General features: G+C 32.2%; 23 protein-coding genes, 1 pseudogene and 1 other annotated feature. Of the genes and pseudogenes, 4 read left to right on the plus strand and 20 right to left on the minus strand.

The window, feature by feature from the left end; genetic code table 11:
- From yqeH to D7I45_RS04000, 17 genes and pseudogenes are all read right to left on the minus strand, one after another.
- Positions 1 to 1,134, minus strand: a complete 1,134-nt coding sequence (gene yqeH / locus D7I45_RS03920; RefSeq protein ID WP_120784448.1) for a ribosome biogenesis GTPase YqeH — start codon at positions 1,132 to 1,134, stop codon at positions 1 to 3.
- Positions 1,121 to 1,657 carry a YqeG family HAD IIIA-type phosphatase gene (locus D7I45_RS03925; RefSeq protein ID WP_120784449.1) on the minus strand — a complete coding sequence of 179 codons (537 nt, stop codon included), beginning with the start codon at positions 1,655 to 1,657 and terminating at the stop codon, positions 1,121 to 1,123. Before D7I45_RS03925 ends, yqeH begins: the two co-directional genes overlap by 14 nt.
- 115 nt (positions 1,658 to 1,772) lie before the next feature.
- The gene (rplT, locus tag D7I45_RS03930) at positions 1,773 to 2,129 is read right to left on the minus strand and encodes a 50S ribosomal protein L20 (protein WP_120784450.1); all 357 of its coding nucleotides are present in this window, start codon (positions 2,127 to 2,129) and stop codon (positions 1,773 to 1,775) included.
- Positions 2,130 to 2,169: 40 nt separating this feature from the next.
- Positions 2,170 to 2,358 (minus strand): 50S ribosomal protein L35, encoded by a 189-nt coding sequence (gene rpmI / locus D7I45_RS03935; RefSeq protein WP_120784451.1) that lies wholly within the window; start codon positions 2,356 to 2,358, stop codon positions 2,170 to 2,172.
- A 48-nt stretch (positions 2,359 to 2,406) separates the two neighbouring features.
- Positions 2,407 to 2,916, minus strand: coding sequence for a translation initiation factor IF-3 (infC, locus tag D7I45_RS03940; RefSeq protein ID WP_120784452.1), 510 nt, complete (start codon positions 2,914 to 2,916; stop codon positions 2,407 to 2,409).
- Between the two features lie 37 nt (positions 2,917 to 2,953).
- Positions 2,954 to 3,089 (minus strand) — a sequence feature (ribosomal protein L20 leader region).
- Positions 3,090 to 3,132: 43 nt separating this feature from the next.
- Positions 3,133 to 5,076 carry a threonine--tRNA ligase gene (gene thrS / locus D7I45_RS03945; protein ID WP_120784453.1) on the minus strand — a complete coding sequence of 648 codons (1,944 nt, stop codon included), beginning with the start codon at positions 5,074 to 5,076 and terminating at the stop codon, positions 3,133 to 3,135.
- A 319-nt stretch (positions 5,077 to 5,395) separates the two neighbouring features.
- A complete protein-coding gene (dnaI, locus tag D7I45_RS03950) occupies positions 5,396 to 6,328 on the minus strand; it encodes a primosomal protein DnaI (protein ID WP_120784454.1) in 933 nt (310 codons plus the stop codon).
- Positions 6,329 to 6,330: 2 nt separating this feature from the next.
- Positions 6,331 to 7,716 (minus strand): replication initiation and membrane attachment family protein, encoded by a 1,386-nt coding sequence (locus D7I45_RS03955; RefSeq protein WP_162924084.1) that lies wholly within the window; start codon positions 7,714 to 7,716, stop codon positions 6,331 to 6,333.
- 12 nt (positions 7,717 to 7,728) lie between these two features.
- Complete coding sequence (gene nrdR, locus D7I45_RS03960) at positions 7,729 to 8,199, minus strand: transcriptional regulator NrdR (RefSeq protein WP_120784456.1); 471 nt, start codon at positions 8,197 to 8,199, stop codon at positions 7,729 to 7,731.
- A 15-nt stretch (positions 8,200 to 8,214) separates the two neighbouring features.
- Positions 8,215 to 8,799, minus strand: coding sequence for a dephospho-CoA kinase (gene coaE / locus D7I45_RS03965; RefSeq protein WP_120784457.1), 585 nt, complete (start codon positions 8,797 to 8,799; stop codon positions 8,215 to 8,217).
- Between the two features lies 1 nt (position 8,800).
- Positions 8,801 to 9,634: a bifunctional DNA-formamidopyrimidine glycosylase/DNA-(apurinic or apyrimidinic site) lyase gene (mutM, locus tag D7I45_RS03970; protein ID WP_120784458.1), complete on the minus strand. Its 834-nt coding sequence runs from the start codon at positions 9,632 to 9,634 to the stop codon at positions 8,801 to 8,803.
- Positions 9,635 to 9,652: 18 nt separating this feature from the next.
- Positions 9,653 to 12,300: pseudogene (polA, locus tag D7I45_RS03975) on the minus strand (DNA polymerase I).
- A gap of 104 nt (positions 12,301 to 12,404) precedes the next feature.
- Positions 12,405 to 13,100 (minus strand): Bax inhibitor-1/YccA family protein, encoded by a 696-nt coding sequence (locus D7I45_RS03980; protein WP_162924085.1) that lies wholly within the window; start codon positions 13,098 to 13,100, stop codon positions 12,405 to 12,407.
- A 75-nt stretch (positions 13,101 to 13,175) separates the two neighbouring features.
- On the minus strand, positions 13,176 to 14,510 hold the full coding sequence (gene murC / locus D7I45_RS03985) for a UDP-N-acetylmuramate--L-alanine ligase (RefSeq protein WP_120784460.1): 1,335 nt from the start codon (positions 14,508 to 14,510) through the stop codon (positions 13,176 to 13,178).
- Between the two features lie 70 nt (positions 14,511 to 14,580).
- Positions 14,581 to 17,205, minus strand: a complete 2,625-nt coding sequence (locus tag D7I45_RS03990; RefSeq protein WP_120784461.1) for a DNA translocase FtsK — start codon at positions 17,203 to 17,205, stop codon at positions 14,581 to 14,583.
- A 76-nt stretch (positions 17,206 to 17,281) separates the two neighbouring features.
- The gene (gene ytpR / locus D7I45_RS03995; RefSeq protein WP_120784462.1) at positions 17,282 to 17,920 is read right to left on the minus strand and encodes a YtpR family tRNA-binding protein; all 639 of its coding nucleotides are present in this window, start codon (positions 17,918 to 17,920) and stop codon (positions 17,282 to 17,284) included.
- Between the two features lie 26 nt (positions 17,921 to 17,946).
- Positions 17,947 to 18,267: a thioredoxin family protein gene (locus D7I45_RS04000; RefSeq protein WP_120784463.1), complete on the minus strand. Its 321-nt coding sequence runs from the start codon at positions 18,265 to 18,267 to the stop codon at positions 17,947 to 17,949.
- 143 nt (positions 18,268 to 18,410) lie between these two features.
- Here D7I45_RS04000 and D7I45_RS04005 point away from each other — a divergent pair, with 143 nt between their 5' ends.
- Positions 18,411 to 18,692 (plus strand): hypothetical protein, encoded by a 282-nt coding sequence (locus tag D7I45_RS04005; RefSeq protein ID WP_120784464.1) that lies wholly within the window; start codon positions 18,411 to 18,413, stop codon positions 18,690 to 18,692.
- A 3-nt stretch (positions 18,693 to 18,695) separates the two neighbouring features.
- On the opposite strand, the gene trmB is transcribed toward D7I45_RS04005, so the two are convergent.
- The 3 genes from trmB to D7I45_RS04020 all read right to left on the minus strand — a co-directional run bounded on the left by trmB (position 18,696) and on the right by D7I45_RS04020 (position 21,406).
- Positions 18,696 to 19,346: a tRNA (guanosine(46)-N7)-methyltransferase TrmB gene (gene trmB, locus D7I45_RS04010; RefSeq protein WP_120784465.1), complete on the minus strand. Its 651-nt coding sequence runs from the start codon at positions 19,344 to 19,346 to the stop codon at positions 18,696 to 18,698.
- 133 nt (positions 19,347 to 19,479) lie between these two features.
- Positions 19,480 to 20,673: an ABC transporter permease gene (locus tag D7I45_RS04015; RefSeq protein ID WP_120784466.1), complete on the minus strand. Its 1,194-nt coding sequence runs from the start codon at positions 20,671 to 20,673 to the stop codon at positions 19,480 to 19,482.
- Positions 20,666 to 21,406, minus strand: a complete 741-nt coding sequence (locus D7I45_RS04020) for an ABC transporter ATP-binding protein (protein WP_120784467.1) — start codon at positions 21,404 to 21,406, stop codon at positions 20,666 to 20,668. Before D7I45_RS04020 ends, D7I45_RS04015 begins: the two co-directional genes overlap by 8 nt.
- A gap of 116 nt (positions 21,407 to 21,522) precedes the next feature.
- Between D7I45_RS04020 and D7I45_RS04025 the strand changes: the two genes are divergently transcribed.
- From D7I45_RS04025 to D7I45_RS04035, 3 genes are all read left to right on the plus strand, one after another.
- A complete protein-coding gene (locus D7I45_RS04025; RefSeq protein ID WP_120784468.1) occupies positions 21,523 to 21,951 on the plus strand; it encodes an HIT family protein in 429 nt (142 codons plus the stop codon).
- 2 nt (positions 21,952 to 21,953) lie between these two features.
- On the plus strand, positions 21,954 to 22,265 hold the full coding sequence (locus D7I45_RS04030) for a hypothetical protein (protein ID WP_120784469.1): 312 nt from the start codon (positions 21,954 to 21,956) through the stop codon (positions 22,263 to 22,265).
- 101 nt (positions 22,266 to 22,366) lie between these two features.
- Positions 22,367 to 23,251, plus strand: coding sequence for a peptidylprolyl isomerase (locus D7I45_RS04035; RefSeq protein WP_120784470.1), 885 nt, complete (start codon positions 22,367 to 22,369; stop codon positions 23,249 to 23,251).
- The last annotated feature ends 12 nt before the right edge of the window (positions 23,252 to 23,263 follow it).

The following is a 23,263-nucleotide window of genomic DNA, read 5'->3' on the forward strand; positions in this document are numbered from 1 at the left end:
CTAAATCATAGCTCTTCTTAATAAGACATTTGCTCCCTTTGGAGCCCATCCTGCAACAGTAACATTTTCAGGAACAGTTATCCAACCTAATCCTTCAAATACTAAGTCACTCTTTCTTTCTGTCTTAAATTCAAATCTTTCCAATTCAGGAAAATCATCAATAGATTCTTTACTTGGAGGAGTTAATAACTCACCAAAGTGCTTATCATAGAAGTTATCAGCATTTTCTAACTTAGTTCTATGAATGAATAAATTGTTTTCCACATAAACTGTAAATCCATGCTTTTTATCACCATGAATATAATCAAAACGTGCAACTCCACCAAAGAATAATGTTTGTTCTGGGTTTAGTTGATATACCTTAGGCTTAATTTGTTTTTGTGGTTGTACCACTTTTAAATCTTTACCCTTTAGATAATGAGCCATTTGTTCTTTATGAATAATACCTGGGGTATCTACTAATTCGTGACCATCATCTAAATCAATAGTAATTTTATCTAAGGTAGTACCAGGGAATCGTGAAGTAGTGATTAATTCTTGAATACCAGTGTTTTGTCTAATGATTTGATTAATTAAAGTAGACTTACCTACATTAGTAACACCTACCACGTAAACGTCACGATCTTTACGGTATTTGTTAATGTTTGTTAACAAATCATCTACAGATTCATTAGTTTTGGCAGATACCAATTCAACATCAATAGGTCTAATACCTGCTTCATTAGAACGTTGTCTAATCCAATCCTTTAACTTAGAACGTCTTAATGAATTAGGTAATAAATCTGCTTTATTTCCCACTAGCATAATAGGATTGTCACCTACGAAACGATGTAATCCAGGAATTAAGCTCCCGTTAAAATCAAAAACATCGACTAGGTAAACAATTAAAGCATTTGCGTCTCTTATTTGATTTAAAAGAGCTAAAAAGTCGTCATCAGTTAAACTAACAGGCATAATTTCATTATAATGACGTAATCTAAAACATCTTTGGCAATAAATTTCGCCACTTTCTTTTCCTTTTTCCAATGCAGAATTAGGTGTATATCCCAATTCATCTGGATTTTCCGTTTGAATAACTGCTCCACAACCTATACAACGAATCTCTTCATTTTGCATTTCATTAGTCTCTGTCATCAATATCCTCCTGCCAATTTAAATCATTATATTTTCTCTTAAGTAACTTCCACAATACTGTTTCCATCATACGATTTGGTTTAGTATTCCATGCATCACTTTCAATAAGTGGTTTAACCAATACACTTCTAACTTTAGCATTATTAGATGCCCATACATCAGTTATTAATTGATCACCCACCATAATGACTTGATTTCTATCTAAATTATATTTCTTTAAAGCTGCTTTTATTCCACGAGACATGGGCTTGCATGATCTGGAAATAAAATCTAACTTAAGGCTCTTTAAAGCTCTTTTTACTCTACTATGTTTATTATTGGATATAACGACTAATTTAATATTATTTTTTTCAAGGTCCTTAATCCAATTTCTTAGCTGAGGAGTCCCATCAGGATTATTCCAAGGAATCAAAGTATTATCTAGATCACTAAACACTGCTTTTATTCCCATATCATCTAACTTTGTAGGTGATATATTATATATTTCTGATATCATCCATGTTGGTTTAAATTTAGCTATCATTTCAACTCTCCTCTTGGTTAATTATGTATATCTATGGATGATTATTATATCACCCATAGTAAGAAAAAAACTCCCACCTACTTACCTTAAGTGGTGAAAGTTTTTTAATGAGCTATTATTTAATAGCTTTCTTTGCTGTTTCAGCTAATGAAGCAAATGCTTTTTCATCATTTACAGCTAAGTCAGCTAACATTTTACGGTTCATTTCAATGTTTGATAATTTCAAACCGTGCATTAACTTGCTGTAGCTTAAACCGTTCATACGAGCTGCAGCGTTAATACGTGAAATCCATAACTTTCTGAAGTTTCCTTTGTTAGCACGACGATCACGGAATGCATATTCACGTGACTTCATAACTTGATCTTTAGCAGTCTTGAATAGACTGTGTTTACCTTCACGGTAACCTTTAGCTTCTTTTAAAACACGCTTACGACGTGCGTGAGTAACTGTTCCACCCTTAACTCTTGGCATTATTAAATCCTCCTAATTTATGTTTTACTTAATTGTCTAATTAAAACATTTTTCCGTAATTCTTAGCAATAGTATCGTTTACCATGCTTGTACCACGTAGGTTACGACGTTGTTTCTTAGTCTTACCATGGAAACGGTGACTTGTGTAAGCGTTGGCACTCTTTAAACCACCTTTAGCAGTTTTCTTGAAACGCTTAGCAATTGCACGATTTGACTTAGTCTTTGGCATCTAAAACATCCTCCCTTAATATAACTTTAAAGTATTAAAAAATACTTACTATTTTTTATCGCTTGACTTAGGTGCGAGCATTAAGAACATACTTCTTCCATCCATCTTTGCTCGTTGAGTAACGCTAGCAACATCTGATGTAGAATCTGCCATTTTGTTTAAAACATCACGGCCAATTTCCTTATGTGTGATGGCACGTCCCTTAAAGCGAATTGATACACGAACTTTTTCACCTTTTTCGATGAACTTCTTAGCTCTCTTCAATTTAGTATTAAAGTCATTAGTGTCAATTGTTGGACTTAGTCTAATTTCCTTAACACTTACTACCTTTTGCTTCTTACGAGCAAGGCGAGCTTTCTTTTGTTGTTCAAAACGGTATTTACCGTAATCTAAAACCTTAGCAACCATTGGCTTAGCTTTAGGAGCAACAACTACTAAATCCAAACCAGCATCATCAGCAATCTTAAGTGCTTCGTTCTTTGACTTAACACCTAATTGATTACCATCTGCATCAATTAAACGAACTTCACGAGCTCGAATTCCATCATTAACCATCATATCGTTTGCTATGGTAATTCACCTCCAAGTATATTAAAAAGCAGAAAAAAAGCGGATGCTCATAAGAGCACCCGCTTTAAGTCCTTTGTATATAAACAAAGGTTGATCCGATATCATGCCTAGCTATCTAAACAATAACTAAGGCGAGAAGCGGGTAGCTCCTGCTTTTTCGATACTTATATATTATCAATTAAATCAATGAATGTCAACAAGAAATTACTTTTCTCTTGAATAATTTCTAATATCTTCTTGAATTTCCTTGATAAAGTCATCAACACTCAATGATTCACTATCTTTTTCACCATACTTACGTACAGAAACTTCGTTGGCATCCTTTTCTTTTTCACCAACAACTAAAGTATATGGAATCTTGTTAGTTTGTGCATCACGAATTAGGTAACCCATCTTTTCGTTTCTGTCATCAACACTAGTACGGATTCCTAGTTTAGCTAATTTGTCATTAACTTCCTTAGCATAGTCACCGTATTTTTCCATACTTACTGGAATAATCTTAACTTGCTTAGGAGCTAACCATGTTGGGAATGCACCCTTGTATACTTCGATTAGGTAAGCAATGAATCTTTCCATAGTTGAAACTAAACCACGGTGCATCATAACTGGACGATGTTCTTTTCCATCTTCACCAACATAATGTAAGTCAAATCTTTCAGGAAGCATGAAGTCTAATTGAATAGTTGATAGAGTTTCTTCATTACCCATAGCAGTGTAAGTTTGAACATCTAGTTTTGGACCGTAGAATGCAGCTTCACCTTCTGCTTCAACATAATCAAGGCCAAGGTCATCCATAGCACCCTTCAACATTGATTGTGACTTGTTCCACATTTCATCGTCATCAAAGTACTTTTCAGTATTCTTTGGATCACGGTAACTTAATCTGAAGTGGTAGTTCTTAATGTCAAAGTCTTTGTATACTTCTACCATTAAGTTAAGAATTTTCTTAAATTCATCTTTAATTTGATCAACAGCTAAGAAAGTGTGACCATCATTTAAAGTCATTTCACGAACACGTTGTAAACCTGAAAGAGCTCCAGATTTTTCGTATCTATGCATCATACCTAATTCAGCAATTCTTAATGGTAATTCACGGTATGAACGAATGTGGTGGTTGTAAATTTGAATATGACTTGGACAGTTCATTGGACGTAATTCAAGTTCTTCACCATCACCCATGTCCATTGGTGGGAACATATCTTCACGATAATGTTGCCAGTGACCAGAAGTCTTGTATGCATTTAAGTTCATTAGAACCGGTGTAATAACATGTTCGTAACCATTAGCAAGTTCCTTATCGATAATGTATCTTTCAACAACACGACGAATAGTTGCACCATTAGGCATCCAGTATGCTAAACCAGCACCAACTTTTGGATCAACAAAGAATAGGTCTAATTTGTTACCAATAACTCTGTGGTCACGTTCTTTAGCTTCTTGTCTCTTAGCTAAATCGTCTTCTAAATCAGATTTCTTGTAGAATGCAGTAGCATAAATTCTTTGTAGCATTGGGTTAGATGATTTACCTTCCCAGTATGCACCAGCTACTGAAAGTAGTTTGTATTCTTTTACTGCCTTAGCTGAAGGTAGAACTACACCTTCACCTAAACCTAAGTAATCGCCAATTTGGTAAAATACAACTTTACCGTCTTTAGCTTCCTTATTTACTAATTTAGCTTGGTAAGGATCACCGTCAACTTGTTTTAGTCCATCTTCTACAGATAGAACTTTTCTTTCAATTTTGACGTTGTTCTTAATCATTTTATTAATACGTTCTTCAACTTGAGGTAATTCGTCAGCACTAACTTGTGTGTCTCTCTTATCAGTATCAACAAAGAAGCCATCTTCATTAGAAGTGCTTTCTCCAAATTGAATGTTATTAAATTGATCAGCTAAAGCTGCTTTTAATAATTGAGCTGCAGTTTGACGTAAAACCTTTAATCCATCGTCACTATCTTTAGTTACGATTTCAATCTTGCCACCTTTTTCTAGTGGTAAGTCAACATCTACCATGTTTCCGTCAATTTTTCCGGCAACTGCTTTTTTTGCTAAACTAATTGAAATAGTTTTAGCAATATCTTCAGTAGTTACACCCTGATCGAATTCTTTTACATTGCCGTCAGGGAATTCAAATGAAATTTTTGCCATAATCAGCACTCCTTTGTTTATTTTCGGATGAAAATAAAAAGTCCCTAGCACCCAATAATAGGCACTAGGGACGTTAATAACGTGGTTCCACCCGAATTCTACCTGTACACACTTGTATACAGGCCTCATAGTAGTCTTTAACGAAACAACCCGATTCAGAATTTTCCTCTGAGTTAAATAATGAAAGTGGTAACCATAAATATGAACATAAAAGCACTTTCAGCAAATGTGCCTTCTCCCTGGAAGTCAATATTTATAATCATGTCTTTCATCAACTATCTTCATTATCAACAGTTAGCGATAAAATGTCAAGAAAAAATTATTGTGGACGACGATTTTTTCCAAACATCGCTACCTCTCTCGACAAGAATCGTACTCGTTGCATAATTCTTTTAGCCTTAAGTGGCTCTTCATCGCCCCTAGTATTAACACTTAAATGTTCTTTTTCAAATTGATCCATAGAAAAGTTAGAAGTAAAGAATGTAGTCAACGAATTTTGCATTCTATATTCTAGGATAACTCCTAAAATATCATCCCTAATCCATGAAGACATGGAATCAGCACCTATATCATCCAAAATTAAAATTTGTGATTTCTTTATAGCGTCTAATTTATCAGATACTTGATTATTAGTAATAGAATTTTTCATTTCTACAGCAAAGCTTGGAAAATGCACTAAAGTAACGTTAAAACCACTTTTGGCTAATTCGTTAGCCATAGCAGCCATTAAATAAGTTTTTCCGACTCCAAATTCACCATAAAGATACATCCCTGGATGTGGTTTATCAGGTGAAGATGTATATGCACTAATAAAGTCAGTAACTTTTTCCATAGCATTAATTCTATATTCATTTTCACTTAAATCAAAATCATCTAGTGACACATTCTTTATGTTTTTAGGCATTGCTACTGCATGAATTCGTTTAAAGATTTTATTTTCACGCATTTTACGTAATTTTTCTTCAGTAGGTACATAAGATATATCAATTAATTTCTTACTGATAGTTAAAGTAGGCACATATCCCTTTACAGTAGAGTCTTCACCTTTTTTAACTTTATTTCTTTCTTGCACGAATTCATATAGCTTAGCGATTGAATGTTGTACGGCATCAGGCTCTAATTTATCACTGTTAGCCTGTATAAAAGACTTAACTTCTTCGTCATTTAGTACTTCACTTACTAATTTCTTATATCTGTCGCCATACTTACTTTTACTCATGGTTTGGGCTAATTGTTCGCTTAAATTTTCCATTCTCAACCCTCTTTTCTACGATTCTTTAATTTCTTAATTCTCTCTTGTAATTCTTTCTTCTTAGTCTCATCGACTTGTTTTTCATTTTTACTATTATCATAACCATCTTTGGCCCAATCAGGTAAGGTTTCTTTAACATTAGCTTGGCCATTGTATCTTCTAGAATAGTTACGCTTAGGCTTTATCTTATCAGATTTTCGTTTCTTAATATATTCGATGGCTTCAGATGAATTAGATATATGTTGTTGCGACCAATTATCAGCAATGGCATCAAACAAACTCTTATTTAATCCCGACTTATCTTGATCAACCAACAAATGATAAGTAATCATATTAATAACTTCAGCATTCAAAATACCACGTTCCACTACTTCAGCTAAGATACGTTCTTCAGCAGAACGTACATATCCACCTTTAGCCTTTTTTAGATAATTTAAAAATTCTACTGGTGAATATTCTTGAGTAGATTTCACTAATTGCTTTTCTACATTGCTTAAACTAGATTCACTTGCTGAAGTTTGAGATTCGTTACCCCTAGCATCGGCAGTTTCTTGCAAACTAGCATGATTCTCTTTAAATTGTCTAGATACTATAACTTTAAATTTACGAGGATCGAAAACATTGTTAGTAACGTTAGTAGCTTTTTCTATTAATTTAGACATTTGAATTTCATCAATACCATACAATTCATGTTCAGCATTAATTAAATCCACACTCTTCTTAACATCTGCAACGTTTACAAATGATTGACTAAGCATATCTAATAACAAATTAAAGTCAAAGTCATCATTTACTGTATCTTTCGTACCAGTTTCAAATGACTTAACCCTATTAACATTATCCTTTACTTTATTTACTACTGTGGGTGTTTTAGCTATTTCACTTTGTTTAATATTGAATACTTCTAAAAAATTTTTAGAAATATTTTTATAGTCTGAAACATCAAAAGGTTCTTTAGCAAATTCTTGGAAAATATCTAAATAACGATCTTCACCAATTATTTGTAATAAAGAAACACTTAGTAAATCATCCGCAAAAAAGCTGTGAGTATCTAAGGGATTAATTAATTGATATGCATATACTCTATCTTCTCCACTATTCTTAACTAAAGTCTTTAACAATCCTGCAGCCTCTAGTTTAATCCTAGCTTCATAAAAAGATTTAACATCAACATTTAAATATGAAAGTAATTCAAAATGGCTATGCACTTTATGTGGGTCTCTTTCTTGAGCCATACGCCAGAAATTATTTACTAATGCATAGGCTAAAACCCCAATGATAGGTTGATATAAAACATCAAGGGATGTTCTTTGCAAATCTGATATATCATCATTTGCAACTAATACAAATTCAGATTGCGGATCAACGTTACGCCATTGTTCACTCATATTCATTCCCCATTACTTATCCTTTTTTTGATCTTTATCTAAAACTTCTTTTAATTCATTATAAAAAACAGTCATATCTTTAAATTGACGATAAACACTGGCAAATCTTATATATGCAATATCGTCAACGTTTACTAGTTCTTTCATAACGTATTCTCCAATCAATTGACTGGATACTTCATTTTCACCTAGTGAACGTACTTTATTTTCTACTTTATCAGCTATAGCAGTCATTTTATCCATAGGAATTGGACGCTTTTCAGCTGAGCGGATAATTCCTCGTAGAATTTTTTCATGGTTAAATTCTTCACGATTTCCATTATTTTTGATAACTAATAATGGTGTTTGTTCAATTCTTTCAAACGTTGTGTATCTGTAATTACAATTCTCACATTCACGTCTACGACGAATTACTTGCCCATTTTCAGCAGGTCTACTGTCGATAACTCTGGAAGAATTGTTATGGCAATGAGGACATTGCATAATATCTCACCTCGATCAATCTTTGTTATTAAATAATTTTACCACTTGAGCGCGTGTTTGCATAATACTGCCACTACTATCAACGGTTTCATCTGACAATTTTTTCTTAATATCTAATGACCATTGACTATTAATTCTTTGCAGTGCAGCTTTTTTATCCAATCCATCGCGATTCATTACTCTTTTTATTTGTTCATCTATATTACATGCGACAGTTACAATTTTATCACACATAAAATGATATCCATTTTCAAACAATGTGGGAGCATCTAAAATGATGACATCTCCCTTCGCATTATTGATTCGATTGTTAACTTCATTTCGAATGTAAGGATCTATAATTCTAGTTAAAGCAGTCAATTTTTGTGAGTCTGAAAAGACTATTGCGCCTAATTTTTTTCGATTTAACTCACCATTATCGTTCAAAATATCTTTGCCAAAAAAGGCAGTAATAGCCGCTAAGCCAGTACTACCTTTTGCTTGAACTTGGTGAGTAATTTTATCTGCATCAATTATTTCATAACCTTGACTAGCTAAATAACTAGATACTGTTGATTTACCGGTAGCTATACCACCAGTTAATCCAATCACTTCTACCATATTAGTCAGCCACTTTCTTTTGGCAATTAGGACAATAAGTAGTACCACGTTGAGCAACCTTTATCTTTTTAAACAAAGTACCGCAACGTTCACATGGTTCACCTTGTTTCCCATATACATGAAGATGGTTTTGGAATTGACCAGCTTCTCCGTATGCATTGGAATATGAATGAACGGTAGTTCCATGTCCTTTAATTGCCATTTTTATTTCTTTAATAATATTTTGTCTTAATGTTTCTATTTTATCATCACTAATAGTATTAGTAATGGTTTCAGGATGAATCTTACTCATCCATAAGACTTCATCACAATAGATATTACCTAAACCAGCAATATGGCTTTGATTTAATAAGAAAGGTTTAATTTTACCACGAGATTTATTCATAACCTGTTTCATGTAGTTAAAAGTTAAATCATCTTCGGTAGGTTCAGGCCCAATAGTTCCTAAACCAGACAATGTCTTTTCTTCACCATTCTTAATCAAATACATACGACCAAATTTTCGACTATCTTTGTAACGTAATTCTCGATTATCATCCAAGTGAAAAATTACATGTGTATGTTTTGATGGTTCCGTACCATCAGGTTCTACATCATATTTACCTTCCATTCGTAAATGTGAGACTAACGTCATATCATTATTAAATCTAAATAAAAGATATTTTCCACGACGATCAATACGATCAATAGTCTGATTAGTTAGGGCATCTTGAAAAGACTTAGTGTCTACATTAATCATTTTGGGATATAACACATCAATACTTTTAATACTTGTTCCTTGCACAAGTTGTGTTAACCCTCTTCTAACAGTTTCTACTTCAGGTAATTCTGGCATTTCTCCAACCTCACTTATCTATTTCAAAGTGTACCAATTATCACCATAATGGCTCTTTACGTTTAATGGAACATTTAATTTAACAGCAGAGTCCATTACTTCTGGTACTAATTGTTTTAATGTTTCAATTTCTTCTTTAGGTGCTTCAAAGATCAATTCATCATGTACTTGCAACAACATAGTTGCTTTCATGTTTCTATCTTTAATAGCTTCTTTCATTTTAATCATGGCTATTTTAATAACATCGGCCGCACTACCTTGAATTGGTGAATTCATAGCTGTTCTTTCAGCAAACGAACGTAAATTAAAGTTCTTAGAATTAATATCTGGTAAGTAACGACGACGATGTAAGATAGTTTCTACATAACCTTTTTCTTTAGCAGATTGGATACTTTCATCCATGTATTTTTTAACATCAGGATATTCAGCAAAGTACTTATTAATGAATTCAGTAGCTTCTTTACGGCTAATTCCAGTATTTTTAGCTAATCCAAAAGCAGAAATACCATAAACAATACCAAAGTTTACCGCCTTAGCTTGTCTTCTTAATTCTGGAGTAACTTCACTATTATCCTTTAATCCAAATATTCTTCTGGCTGTTGATGCATGAATATCATCATTATGGATAAATTCATCTTGCATGTTCTTATCACCAGAGATAGATGCTAATACTCGTAATTCAATTTGTGAGTAATCAGAAGAAAAGATTTGCCAACCTTCATGACTAGGTACAAATGCTTGTCTTATGCGACGACCTTCTTCAGTTCTAACTGGTATATTTTGTAAGTTAGGTTCAACTGAAGACAAACGACCGGTCTGTGTTAATGTTTGCAAGTATCTAGTATGCACTTTTCCATCTGAATGAATATCGGAAAGCAATCCTTCTACGTAAGTAGATAAAATCTTAGCAACTTGGCGGTATTCTAACACAGATTGAACTATTGGGTAATCAGGAGCTAATTGTTCTAATACTCCTACTGCGGTTGAGTAACCAGTTTTGGTTTTCTTGATAACTGGCAATTGAAGTTTTTCAAATAGAATAACACCTAATTGTTTAGGGGATGCTATATTAAATTCTTCTCCTGCGTCATTGTAGATACTTTGTTCTATTTCTGATAATCGTTCAGATAACTTGCCACGCATTGATTCTAAAACATCAGTATCAACTGTAACTCCAGAAACTTCCATATCACCTAAAATGAAGGTTAATGGCAATTCTACATTTTTATATAGATCCCATTGATTATGATTCTTTAATTCTTCAAATAAGTTATCTTTTAGTGCGCTAATTGCATTAATTTTACGAGCAAAATGTTCATATAGCTTCGTACCTTCTGGTATAGAACGCTTTGCACCTTTTCCATACACATCGTCATCAGATTGTACTTCGTAATAATCGTGTCTATTAGCAACTTTTCCTAAGTCATTACTATTATCATTAGTATCCAATAAATATGAAGATAGTAATAAATCAAAGGAAACGTTTCGTAAATGAATGCCTAAACGATTTAATCCTACATAAGTACGCTTAGCATCAAAAACATTCTTAGCAACATCTTCACTCTCTAGAATATTTTTAATATGATCATTATCTAATAATGAAACATCATCACTAACATAATTAGTATCACCAATTTTTAAAGCGAATCCAAAGAATTTCCCAGTGTGATAATTATCTCCATCCATGGCAAGATAGAAAGTTACTTCATTATCATCAGTGTCACTAAGCTTATCTATATTATCTTCACTTAATTGTTCATATTTAACGTCTTCCATATGTTCTGTGGAGTTGGCGTTTATATCACTAAGAAACTTATTGAAATTCATTTCACGATAAAATTTAATTAAATTATTCATATCATCGCCTTGATATGGAATATCATCTAATGAAATTTCAATAGGTGCATCACGTCTTATAGTAGCTAGTTTTTTATCTAAGATAGCTTCTTCTTTATCTTGAATTAAATGTTCTTTTAGCTTTTTACCACTGACTTCATCAAGATTACTATATACATTTTCTACACTACCAAATTGTTTAACTAGCTTTAAAGAAGTTTTATCTCCTACTCCAGTTACCCAGGATAATTATCGGAGGAATCTCCTTTAAGTGCCTTCCAATCAATAATTTGGGATGGTGTGATGCCCATTGTTTCTTTAACATAATCGGTATCATATCTAGTAACACCAGTTACTCCTCGATTACTAATAGAAACAGTAGTTTGATCAGAACATAATTGTGTTAAATCATAATCACCAGTAACTATAGTGGTTTCAAAACCAGATTCATCAGCTTTTTTGGACAATGTTCCAATAATATCATCAGCTTCAAAATCTTTAAGTTCATATGTTTTAATTCCACGATTTTTTAATAATTTTTTTACGTAATCAAATTGTTCTAATAATTCTTCAGGAGTTTTATTTCTTCCGCCTTTATAATCAGAATACATCTTGGTTCTAAAGGTAGTTTTTCCAGCATCAAATGCCACTAAAACATGAGTTGGCTTTACTTTATCCAACATAATATCCAACATGTTGTTAAAACCATAAATCGCATTTGTATGTAATCCTTGATTATTAGTAAATTTTTCCACTTGATTAATCAAAGCAAAAAATGCTCTGTAGGTAATACTATTTCCATCAATTAATAGTAATCTTTTATCAGACATATAATTCTCCTTATTCGTTTATTCTACTAGAACTCATTTTAACATGTATATATACATTATATAAAAAATAAAAAAGATGGTGTTGTAAAAACACCATCTTTTTTCTAGTTGTTGTTATCACCAATTCCAAAAATACTTAATAAGTATAGGAATAAGTTAATAAAGTCCATGTACAATTGCATAGCACCAAAAATAGCTAAACTATTATCTGATACTTGACCATTGTATTCATTAAAACTTTCTTTGATTTTTTGACTATCATATGCTGTAAATGCAGTAAAGATAATTACACCTACAAAAGAAATGATTAAATCAAATAATGAGTTGTGTAAGAAAATGTTAATGATACTTACAATAAGCAAAGCAATTAATGCTGCAAATGCTTGAGTTCCAACTTTATCTAAGCTCTTCTTAGTAGTTACACCAATTACAGCCATAATGACAAAGTCAACAGTTGCGGTCAAGAAAGCTTGTGTAATTGCTACTCCACTATAAAGCACAAAAATGTAGGAGAATAATCCACCAGTCAATGCAGAAAATACAATTAAGGAAATAAATCCAGAAACAGCATTTTTCATTGCAAGACTTTGAGTAGCAAAAGCTAAGGCAATCCATAGGATAAATCCTACGAGAGTAGCAACGGGTGTAAGTCTAACATTATATACATTACCCATCATGTAGGAAACTAATCCTGAAACTAAAACGGATAGAGCCATCCAGCCATATGTTTTGGATAGAAACTTATTCATACCAAATGCATCATTAACTAAACGGCGGCCAGTTTGATCATAATTATTCATATTAATCATAAACCTCCTCATTAACACTTATAATTATTACAGTAATTCTAACAGAATTAATAAAAACTACAAGAATTAATTAACATTATTAGTTACATCATTTAATAACTTTTCATAGATTCGTTCGTATTTTTGAATATCACCTGCACCCATAAATACTACAACTGCATCATGATATTGCAATAATGGAGACATATTTTCAGCCTTAATTAAACCACCATTTTTAGTAATTTTCTTTTCCAAGTCAGCACTGGAAACCTTACCAGATTTTTCACGTGGTGAACTGTAAATCTTAGTAATGTATACATCATCAGCTTTGCTTAAACTCTTAGCAAAATCGTCTAAGTATGCAATAGTACGACTGAAAGTATGTGGTTGAAATACTGCAATAACCTTCTTGTTAGGGTATTCTTGTCTTGCAGCGTCAATAGTAGCATTGATTTCAGATGGATGATGAGCATAATCATCAATAATAGTCATATCTGAAACTTTTCTTTGAGCAAAACGACGCTTTACACCCTTAAATGTTTCTAATTCATTTTGAATTTCATCTAAATTATCATGTTCAAAGTATGAAACTGCGATGACAGCCAATGCGTTTAACACATTGTGTTCACCATATAAATGAATGTGGAAATGACCTAATTTTTCCCCTTTGTATTCAACATCAAATTCTGAACCAGAAGTACTCTTTACTACATTAGTTGCTCTGAAATCATCATTTTCACCAGTACCATAGTAGTAAATAGGAACATTGGCAGTAAGATCACGAAGATTCTTATCGTCACCCCATGCAAAAATACCTTTCTTAGTTTGGTTTGCAAATGTTTGGAAGGCACTCTTAACATCATCAATACCTGTATAGTAATCAGGATGATCAAAATCAATGTTTGTCATGATTGCGTAATCAGGACTTGTAGCTAAGAAATGACGTCTGTATTCATCAGCTTCATAAGCGAAGAATCTTGCATCAGGAACACCTTTTCCAGTTCCATCACCAATTAAATAATCAGTTGGTGCAATTCCAGATAAAACATGAGCTAATAGTCCAGTGGTACTTGTTTTACCATGCGCACCACAAACACCAATACTAGTGTGTCCTTTAATCATTTCACCTAAGAATTCATGATATCTGTAAACATCTAATCCCATTTCACGGGCTTTTTTAATTTCAGGTTGATCATCATTAAATGAGTTACCAGCAATTACTGTTAACCCTTCTTTAATATTATTAACATCAAAAGGAAGAATTTTAATTCCAGCTTTTTCTAGTCCAACTTGTGTAAATGTATATTTTTCAATATCTGAGCCTTGTACTTCATATCCTCTATCTTTTAGGATTCGTGCCATTGCTGACATTCCAGTACCTTTAATTCCAACAAAGTGATATATCTTTTTTGCATCATCCATTGTTAAATGCTCCTTTTATCTGTCATTAACTTTATAATATCAGATTTATGACTAATAAGTTATTATTTTTTTAAATATTTAACTTTTTATAGTCACTCTCTGTTAAATAAACATCTCTTGGTTTAGAACCATGTTGCCCGGAGACATAATTATGCTTTTCTAGTTCATCTATTAAACTAGCCGCTCGGTTATATCCAATAGAAAATACTCTTTGTAGCTTAGAAGTAGAAACCGTATCTTCTTGTGAAATATATTCTAATACGTCGGGCATCAATTCATCTTGTTGCTCTACTTGGTTCACACTCTTTAGCAATGAATCAGGTTGGAATGCGTACTTTGGTTTTCCACGTTTCTTAACTTCATCAATAATTCTTTCGATTTCATCATTAGTTACAAAAGTACCTTGTAGACGTACAGATTGACTAGCACCATTACCTAGATACAACATGTCACCTTTACCTAATAATCGTTCAGCACCGGCTGTATCTATAATAGTTCTAGAATCAACTTGACTAGATACCATAAAGGCAACTCTAGTAGGAATATTATTCTTGATAGTACCAGTAATAATATCCACACTAGGTCTTTGTGTAGCCACAATCAAATGAATACCAGCTGCACGTGCCTTTTGAGTGATACGAACAATATAATCTTGTACTTCATTAGAAGCCACCATCATTAAGTCAGCCAATTCATCAATAACTATGACAATATATGGCATCTTCATAGCATATTCACCATGTTCTTCAGCTAACTTATTAAATTGTTCAATATTTCTAGCACCAGAAGCTGCTAATTTTTCATATCTTTCATCCATTTCTTTAACTGCCCACTTCAAAGCAGCTGAAGCTTGTTTAGGATCAGAAATAACTGGTGATAACAAGTGTGGTAAATCGTTATAAGGTGCCATTTCAACGGCCTTAGGGTCAATTAAAATCATCTTTAATTGAGCTGGAGTAGCCTTATATAGTAATGAAATCAACATACTATTTAAGAATACACTCTTACCAGATCCGGTAGCACCAGCAATTAATCCATGAGGCATCTTATTTAAATCAGTAACCTTAGGCTGACCAGTTAAATCCACCCCTAAAGCAACTGTTAATGGATTAGTGCTTTGCTTAAATTGTGGTGAATCCAGTACTTCAGCAAGCTTAACTGGTCTAGGATGAGGATTTGGAATTTCAATTCCTACTGTAGTCTTTCCAGGAATTGGAGCTTCAATTCTAATATCCTTAGCAGCTAATGCTAACTTCAAATCATCTGTTAGGTTGGTAATTTTGCTTACCTTAACCCCTAATTGTAATTTGATTTGGAATTGAGTAACAGTAGGACCATTAGTCCAATCAACAACATTAGCATCAACATGGAAAGCTTGTAGTGTTTCATCAAGCTTTTCAGCTTGATCAGCTATCCAATCATCCATCCCCTCATCATCAGTTGTATCAGCTGGTGACAATAAGTCTAAGGATGGAAATTTATATCCACGATCATCAAAATCAGAAGATATATTTTCTAAATGTTCTGGTTGCTCATTCTTGCTATTATCATCATTAAATAATGACAAGTCTTTTTGTGCACTATTTTCTTGGTTCAATATTGATGATAATGAATGACCTAGGCCATGTTGATCTATTGATTTACGTTTTTGCTTTTCATCATGTTCTTCAGATACATTGTTATCAGGCTCATCCGAAGGTTCGTTAGATTCATCTTCACTATGGTCGTCATCACTATTTGATACTTCATCTGAAGTGTTAGATTCATCTTCAGCATTATCAGATGGTTCATCATTAGATGATTGAGCCACATGAATCAATTTATCTAATCCATGAGAATCACTGTTATCTCCAGAAGATACATTAGCAGAATCATTTTCATGATTATTATTATCATCTTCATCCGTATTATGTTCTTCTTCATCATTATCCATAACAATTGGATTATCAGTGGTCATATTGTCATTTTGATCATGATGTTTTATTTCTTCGGCAGCAATAATATGGGAACTATCATCCGTATCGTCACTATTTTCTTCAGTAACGCTTTCAGAATCATTTTCTACCTCATTATTTTCATTATCGTTAGAATCTGTATCTGACTCATTATCTTCTTCCTCGTTATCACTATCATCAGTATGATCTTCATGTTCTTCTACTTCAGAAGTTGTTACATCATCATCTGATTCTGAATCTTCAGAAGATTGATCAGTTAAATCTTGATTTTCATTACGATTGCTGTCGTCGTAATCATTGTTATCATCAACAGAAGAAGTAGATACGTCTTCTGTATCTGCGTAATTACTACTGTCAGAATTTTCATCACTAAACGATTCATCACTATCTAAATCAATTGCGCCTTCATCATTGTTATCTAAAGCAATTAATTCGCTAGTGTCTCTTTTAAGTTGTTTAAATAAATCATTATAATAAGTAGAATCTGTAATCTTGTAGTATGGTGCTCTAGTATTATGTTTTGTTTGTGTTTTGCTTGGTTTAAATGCGGCAGTTCTTTTTGCAATGGGATTATCCTTGTTATCAACAAAAGGAACTCTGTCTACATCACTTAATTTTCTAGCACTTTTACCAGAATCGTCAGATTCTGTTCTTTTGGTTTTATGCGTATGTTTTATCTGGGTATTTCTATCTTTTATATTATATTTTCGATAGAATGCTGGTCCATCATAGTGTTCCATTTAAACGTCATCCTTAACCTAAAGTTTAATAAATTATGTATGTGAGGAGAATAATCTCTCCCCTCTTATTCGCACATTATTCAAATAATGTTGATGCCTTATCAAAATCAAAAGCATCCCCTACTTGATAATCGTCAGGTAAAATCAATGCACCTGGTCTTTGAGGAGCATTAGGAATCTTTAATTCTCTTCCAGAACAAATCATTCCATCACTTTCTTCACCCTTTAATTCACCAGGCCAAATAATCAATCCATCAGGCATCATAGCTCCAACTTTAGCAACTACTACCTTAATGTCTTCTTGCATGTTAGGTGAACCACTAACGATTTGTAGAGTCTTTCCACCATCAATTTCAGTTTCTGTTATCTTCAAGTGGTCTGACTTAGGATGTTCTTTTACTGACTTAACGTATCCAACAACAAATTTAGGATCAGTATCTAATTCTATTTGTTCGTCAATATCATTTTTACTTAATTCATTATTTAAAGCGTCTAAGTCATCTTGAGTTAATTCCACTTGTCCATTAACATCTTTTAATCTAGGTAGAATTGTTGATGCATTTAAGAAGTTAAAGCCAGTAGTTTTATCATTTTTTGCATCAAAAATTCTCACTACTGAATCACCGTACATAACTTCTTGTTTCTTAGCATCTTCCCCTAAGATAACAACTAATATATCTCCAGTTTGTCCAGGATTATAACTTGCAATTAACATTAAATCTTACCTTCCAATTTCATTTATTAGTCTAAAGAATTAATAAATTCTTCAACTTGTTCTTTAGTCTTTCTATCTTTGTTAACAAAACGACCAATTTCTTCACCATCTTTAAATGCCACGAAGCTAGGAATTCCAAAGATAGCCAAATCAGCAGCTAAATCAATGTTTTCATCACGATCTACTGCAAGAAATTTGTATTCAGGGTATTCAGCTTCAATTTCTGGCATAGCTGGTTTAATGAATGAGCAATCTGGGCACCAACCAGCAGAGAAAAATAGAATGTATTTTCCTTGGTTAATTTTTTTCTTTAATTCGTCTAAGTTCATAGTTGATAATTGTTCCATAATTATCACTCCTATTCATGTTTATTGTAATTTACTATATTTATTATAACTTATTTAAGTTATTTTTTGATGTAGTTTGATTATAAATTTTAGTATAATATATTCATGAAAAGGAAGTGTATATTATTAAATTTAAAACTACAATGATATCAGGCTTAGCCATGGGCATTATCGGCACCAGCATATACCTAAGAAGAAAAATGAAACATACTCAAAGATTGAATAAAATAAATCTTCAAGTTAAACATGCTAAAAATTCATTAAACACTGACCATATTTACGGTAGTTGGATTAAAAAAAGTAGCATAAGTAATAACTATGTGGGAGCTATTAACGTTTTAGAAAACAACAAAATAGTCGAACACTTTTTTAAAATCCGTCCCGACTACTCATTTTCATGGATATCTAATATTAAAGAAGACTAATTTTTAGTCTTCTTTTTTATTAAAATATGCTTCTACTTTATAAATAGGACCCTTAGCACTAAATTTATGTTCATATTCTGTTTCTACATTATCTTCCATATATTCACTATTGTGCAAATCCAAAGATAACATATCAAAATACATACCGTAGTTGTTAAATGTTATTAATGAATATTCAAACAATCCACGATTATCGGTTTTAAAAACCACTGGTGCATCAGTTTTTAAAATAGTTTTGTAACTATCTAAAAACTTAGGTGAAGTAAGTCTTCTCTTAGCATGGCGTTTCTTAGGCCATGGATCAGAGAAGTTTAAATAAATAGTATCAATTTCATGTTTACCAAACAAAGTATCCACATCTGCACCATCAGTATGAACCAATTGTAAGTTAGGTAAGTCAGCAGCAACTACTTTCTTCAAAGCAATAGCAATAACTGATTTTTGAATTTCAATACCAATAAAATTAATTTCTGGATGTTGTTTTGCCATTTCTACAATAAATTGGCCTTTACCTGTACCAATTTCAATATGGATAGGTTGCTTTTTAGTAAATCTTTCAGACCATTTTCCAACCCAGTTTTCTGCATCTTCTACAATGTAATCTTGATGATCTCTAATATAATCGTCAGCCCATGGCTTGTTTCTAACTCGCATTGCTTTTCCTCCTCATAAAAAATAGCCAAAACATATTTTCTTGTTTTGACTACCTCATCCGCCAAATCTTGTAATTAATACTGTAACTTATTTTACTGGCTTTTTAATAGCCACGTCAAGCTACATTACAGATTTAAACACGGTTTTTTATTTTCTTTGTAACATATATTTTAGTTAATAAAATTAATTCTAAAATTAAAACCACAAATACAAATAATGCAAATAATATATTTACACTGTAAATAGAAGCAGCAGTAAATAGGATAACTGCTGGAATCAATATTTTTATCACATCATTGCTAAATGATTTTACCCTACTTTCTTCAGAAATAGGATAAATATGCATAAATACATTATCAGAAAAGTTATCAAAAAATGGAATTAATTGAAATACCATCAAATATATAAAAATCATGCCCAATAAAGTGACCATAATTTTATTATTTATAGTTAACATTAATATTGTGCCTAATATAGTTAAGCGAAATAATAGCCCACTAATTTCTTTATCTCTAATAATGCCTCTAGCATATAAAAGACTATATACATCCCTATCAAACCATTTAAAAATAAAATCTAAATAGCGGCGTCTTTTAACTGAGCCTTGCATTCCTGGCACATCAGTAAACATATTAAAGAATCTATTTACGACATTTTCATGACTGTGTTGTGTATCGATTACATGTTTCCAATCAATAGCACTGTTTTTTAATGATTTAGTTGAGAACATCAAAAATACCAACAACAATATAACTAATATCATCGATACCCATACATATCCATACATAGCAATAACTAATAAAACAAATGGAACTACTAATCTATATAACAATGATGAATATTGAAAACTTTTATAATTATCAATAAATGAACCTACTAGCATCGTTCTTTTTATACATAACAATAGTAAAAACAAAAGTAGTAAATTCCACTTATTAGTAATAATTTCCGATTTAGTTATAAATGGAATAAGTAAAAACCATATAAACAATTGAACGGCTCCACTTATCCATGAACTATAGGTTAATCCCTTTTTAAAGAAAGCTAGAAATGATTGCTCTTTAGGCATCCAAAAAACATAATCTGCTTCTTTTACTAAAGTGATCAGACTACCTAATTGTAAACCTAACATTAAAACAATAATAGCTAACGGGCTTTGCCACCATAAATCCGGTTTTATTTTTTTAATTAATTGAGAATATTCATATCCTAATCCTCCAATAAAAAACATCAGAGCGATTACAAAGAAGTCATTAAATACATACTTTAAATATCGTGACATTTGCGTTAGATGTAATTGCAAACGTTTAACAAATAAATTATTCATTTTGACCCTCTTCTCGAGCTAGTTTTAGATACATATCGTTTAATGACATTTCTTTATTTCCAAATTGGGACCGTAATTGTTCCAAAGTACCTTCTGTTTTAACTTGGCCATCGTGAATTAATACAAATCTATCACAAAAACGTTCAGCTGTATCTAAAACATGCGTGGACATTATAATACTGCTACCACGACTCTTTTGTTGATTAATCAAATCTAATAAATCATTAACGGCCACAGGATCTAGGCCCAAAAATGGCTCGTCAATTACAAATAATTTTGCGTCAGTAATAAAAGCACAAACAATCATTACCTTTTGACGCATTCCTTTAGAAAAATTGATTGGAAACCAATTTAATTTCTTATCTAGTCTAAATTTTTTCAATAACTTCATTGCCTTATTCCATGCAGCATCATAATCTAATCCATAAGCCATTATGGTTGTTTCTATATGCTCTTTTAGAGTTAATTCTTTATATAGAATAGGTACTTCCGGAATATAAGCTATTTTACTTTTATACTTTTTAACATCATCATTTATGGAAATTCCATCAATAGTGACAGTACCTGAGAATGGTTGTAACAAGCCAATAACATGATTTAATGTAGTAGACTTTCCAGTACCATTTAAACCAATAAGGCCTACTAGTTCCCCATCAGCTACATCGAAGGATACACCTTTCAATACTGGTGTTCTAGAATATCCCCCTACTAGTTTGTCTATCTTTAATGACAACCAGATCACCTCGTAATCTATTTTTAATGTCATTATATCATAAGTCATTTTAACTTTATTTTATGTTAGTATGTATATAATTAAAGTAACAAATAAGTATGAAAGGAAGAATAAATATGAGTAACTGTGTATTTTGTAAAATTATTGATGGAGAAATTCCTAGTTACACCATCTACGAAGATGAATATGTAAAAGCATTCTTGGATATTTCTCAAGCTACCCCTGGACATACTCTAGTTGTTCCTAAGAAACATGTAGCTAACATTTACGAATATGATGAAGATTTAGCTGAAAAAGTTTTTGCCCGTATTCCTAAGATTGCAAGAGCTATTAAAAAATCAGCTCCTGATATCGTAGGTATGAACATCGTTAATAATAATGGTGAATTAGCTTACCAATCAGTATTTCATTCACATTTCCATCTTATTCCTAGATACAGCAAAGATGATGGTTTCTCAATGCATTTCCAAGATAATTCAGAAAAATATAATGAAGATGCATTAGAACAAATCAAAGAAAACATTGCAAAATCAATGGAGGAATAAATATGATTAAATCCATGATTAAGTTAGCTGGTTTATCAGCAGTTGGTTTAGCTGCTTATCTTTATGTTAATAAGAAAGATCCTAAAGAATTTGCGAATGAAGTTTACTTAGGTACTAAGTCATTGGTATCTGATGTACAAAAAACTGTGGCTGCAAAGGATAACTTAAGTCACAACATTGCAAAATTACAAGATCAATTAGGCAAATCAAAACCCGTTCTTTCTAATATGCAACAAGATGTAAACGAATTTCAATTTAAAACTAAGCCTCATTTAGACCTTATTACACAAAGAATTAATAATATTACTAAGTAATTTATATACTATTATGGTTTTGTGATAGAATTTAAGATGTTACAATAAAAAAACATCAATTTTATTGATATATTTTTAAAGAAATGGATGTGTAGTAAATAATGAATAAAAAGATTTTTGTTGGACTAGCAGGAGCTTTACTAAGTGTTTCACTAGTTGCTTGTGGTAGTAAAACAGTTGCTGTTACTAACGGTGGTAAAATCACCCAAAGTGAATACTACAGCAGCATGAAGAACACCTCAAACGGTAAACAAGTTCTTCAACAAATGATCCTAGATAAAGTATTAAACAAAGAATATGGAAAGAAAGTTTCTGACTCCGAAGTAAATGCTCAATTTAACCAATACAAGAGCCAATACGGATCAGAATTTGAAACTCTACTTGAACAACAAGGTTTAACTACCTCATCATTCAAGAACCAATTGAAGTCTAACCTACTTCTTAAAGAAGCTGTAAAAGACAACATTTCATACTCTAAGAGTGATCTACAAAAGCAATTTAAGAACTTCCAACCAAAGGTTACTGTTAACGAAATTCTAGTTTCAAACAAGAGCACTGCTGAAAAAGTTATTTCTCAATTGAAGGATGGTAAGAAGTTCTCTGATTTAGCTAAGAAATACTCCAGTGACACTTCTAACAAGAACAATGGTGGTAAGATGCCTGCATTTGACAACACTGATTCCAATGTTGATTCAGCATTCAAGAAGGCTGCTTACAAACTATCTAATGGTCAATACACCAAAGAACCTGTTAAGACACAATTTGGATACCAAATCATTCAAATGGTTAACCATCCAAAGAAAGGTTCATACAATGAACATGTAAATGACTTGAAGGAACAAATTGCTAACTCCAAGTTAAACGATAGTACTACTCTTAAGGACGTTGTTACAAAAGTTCTTAAGAATGGTGGTGTAGAAATTAAGGATAAAGATTTACAAAACATCTTATCTTCATACCTAACTGATACATCAAGCAAGAAATAATCAATAATAATT

Source organism: Apilactobacillus bombintestini, assembly GCF_003627035.1.
GTDB classification, from domain to species: domain Bacteria; phylum Bacillota; class Bacilli; order Lactobacillales; family Lactobacillaceae; genus Apilactobacillus; species Apilactobacillus bombintestini.

Bases quoted from the DNA above. Each gene is read 5' to 3' on its own strand.
- D7I45_RS04025 (WP_120784468.1), top strand. From the start codon at position 21,523: ATGAGTAACTGTGTATTTTGTAAAATTATTGATGGAGAAATTCCTAGT.
- dnaI (WP_120784454.1), bottom strand. From the start codon at position 6,328: ATGGAAAATTTAAGCGAACAATTAGCCCAAACCATGAGTAAAAGTAAG.
- coaE (WP_120784457.1), bottom strand. From the start codon at position 8,799: ATGGTAGAAGTGATTGGATTAACTGGTGGTATAGCTACCGGTAAATCA.
- murC (WP_120784460.1), bottom strand. From the start codon at position 14,510: ATGGATGATGCAAAAAAGATATATCACTTTGTTGGAATTAAAGGTACT.
- mutM (WP_120784458.1), bottom strand. From the start codon at position 9,634: ATGCCAGAATTACCTGAAGTAGAAACTGTTAGAAGAGGGTTAACACAA.
- D7I45_RS04035 (WP_120784470.1), top strand. From the start codon at position 22,367: ATGAATAAAAAGATTTTTGTTGGACTAGCAGGAGCTTTACTAAGTGTT.
- D7I45_RS04015 (WP_120784466.1), bottom strand. From the start codon at position 20,673: ATGAATAATTTATTTGTTAAACGTTTGCAATTACATCTAACGCAAATG.
- D7I45_RS03925 (WP_120784449.1), bottom strand. From the start codon at position 1,657: ATGATAGCTAAATTTAAACCAACATGGATGATATCAGAAATATATAAT.
- D7I45_RS03980 (WP_162924085.1), bottom strand. From the start codon at position 13,100: ATGAATAATTATGATCAAACTGGCCGCCGTTTAGTTAATGATGCATTT.
- infC (WP_120784452.1), bottom strand. From the start codon at position 2,916: ATGATGGTTAATGATGGAATTCGAGCTCGTGAAGTTCGTTTAATTGAT.
- nrdR (WP_120784456.1), bottom strand. From the start codon at position 8,199: ATGCAATGTCCTCATTGCCATAACAATTCTTCCAGAGTTATCGACAGT.
- D7I45_RS03955 (WP_162924084.1), bottom strand. From the start codon at position 7,716: ATGAGTGAACAATGGCGTAACGTTGATCCGCAATCTGAATTTGTATTA.
- rplT (WP_120784450.1), bottom strand. From the start codon at position 2,129: ATGCCAAGAGTTAAGGGTGGAACAGTTACTCACGCACGTCGTAAGCGT.
- thrS (WP_120784453.1), bottom strand. From the start codon at position 5,076: ATGGCAAAAATTTCATTTGAATTCCCTGACGGCAATGTAAAAGAATTC.
- yqeH (WP_120784448.1), bottom strand. From the start codon at position 1,134: ATGACAGAGACTAATGAAATGCAAAATGAAGAGATTCGTTGTATAGGT.
- ytpR (WP_120784462.1), bottom strand. From the start codon at position 17,920: ATGTTAATTGCAAGTTATAATCCTGGACAAACTGGAGATATATTAGTT.
- D7I45_RS04000 (WP_120784463.1), bottom strand. From the start codon at position 18,267: ATGGAACAATTATCAACTATGAACTTAGACGAATTAAAGAAAAAAATT.
- D7I45_RS03990 (WP_120784461.1), bottom strand. From the start codon at position 17,205: ATGGAACACTATGATGGACCAGCATTCTATCGAAAATATAATATAAAA.
- rpmI (WP_120784451.1), bottom strand. From the start codon at position 2,358: ATGCCAAAGACTAAGTCAAATCGTGCAATTGCTAAGCGTTTCAAGAAA.
- D7I45_RS04030 (WP_120784469.1), top strand. From the start codon at position 21,954: ATGATTAAATCCATGATTAAGTTAGCTGGTTTATCAGCAGTTGGTTTA.
- trmB (WP_120784465.1), bottom strand. From the start codon at position 19,346: ATGCGAGTTAGAAACAAGCCATGGGCTGACGATTATATTAGAGATCAT.
- D7I45_RS04005 (WP_120784464.1), top strand. From the start codon at position 18,411: ATGATATCAGGCTTAGCCATGGGCATTATCGGCACCAGCATATACCTA.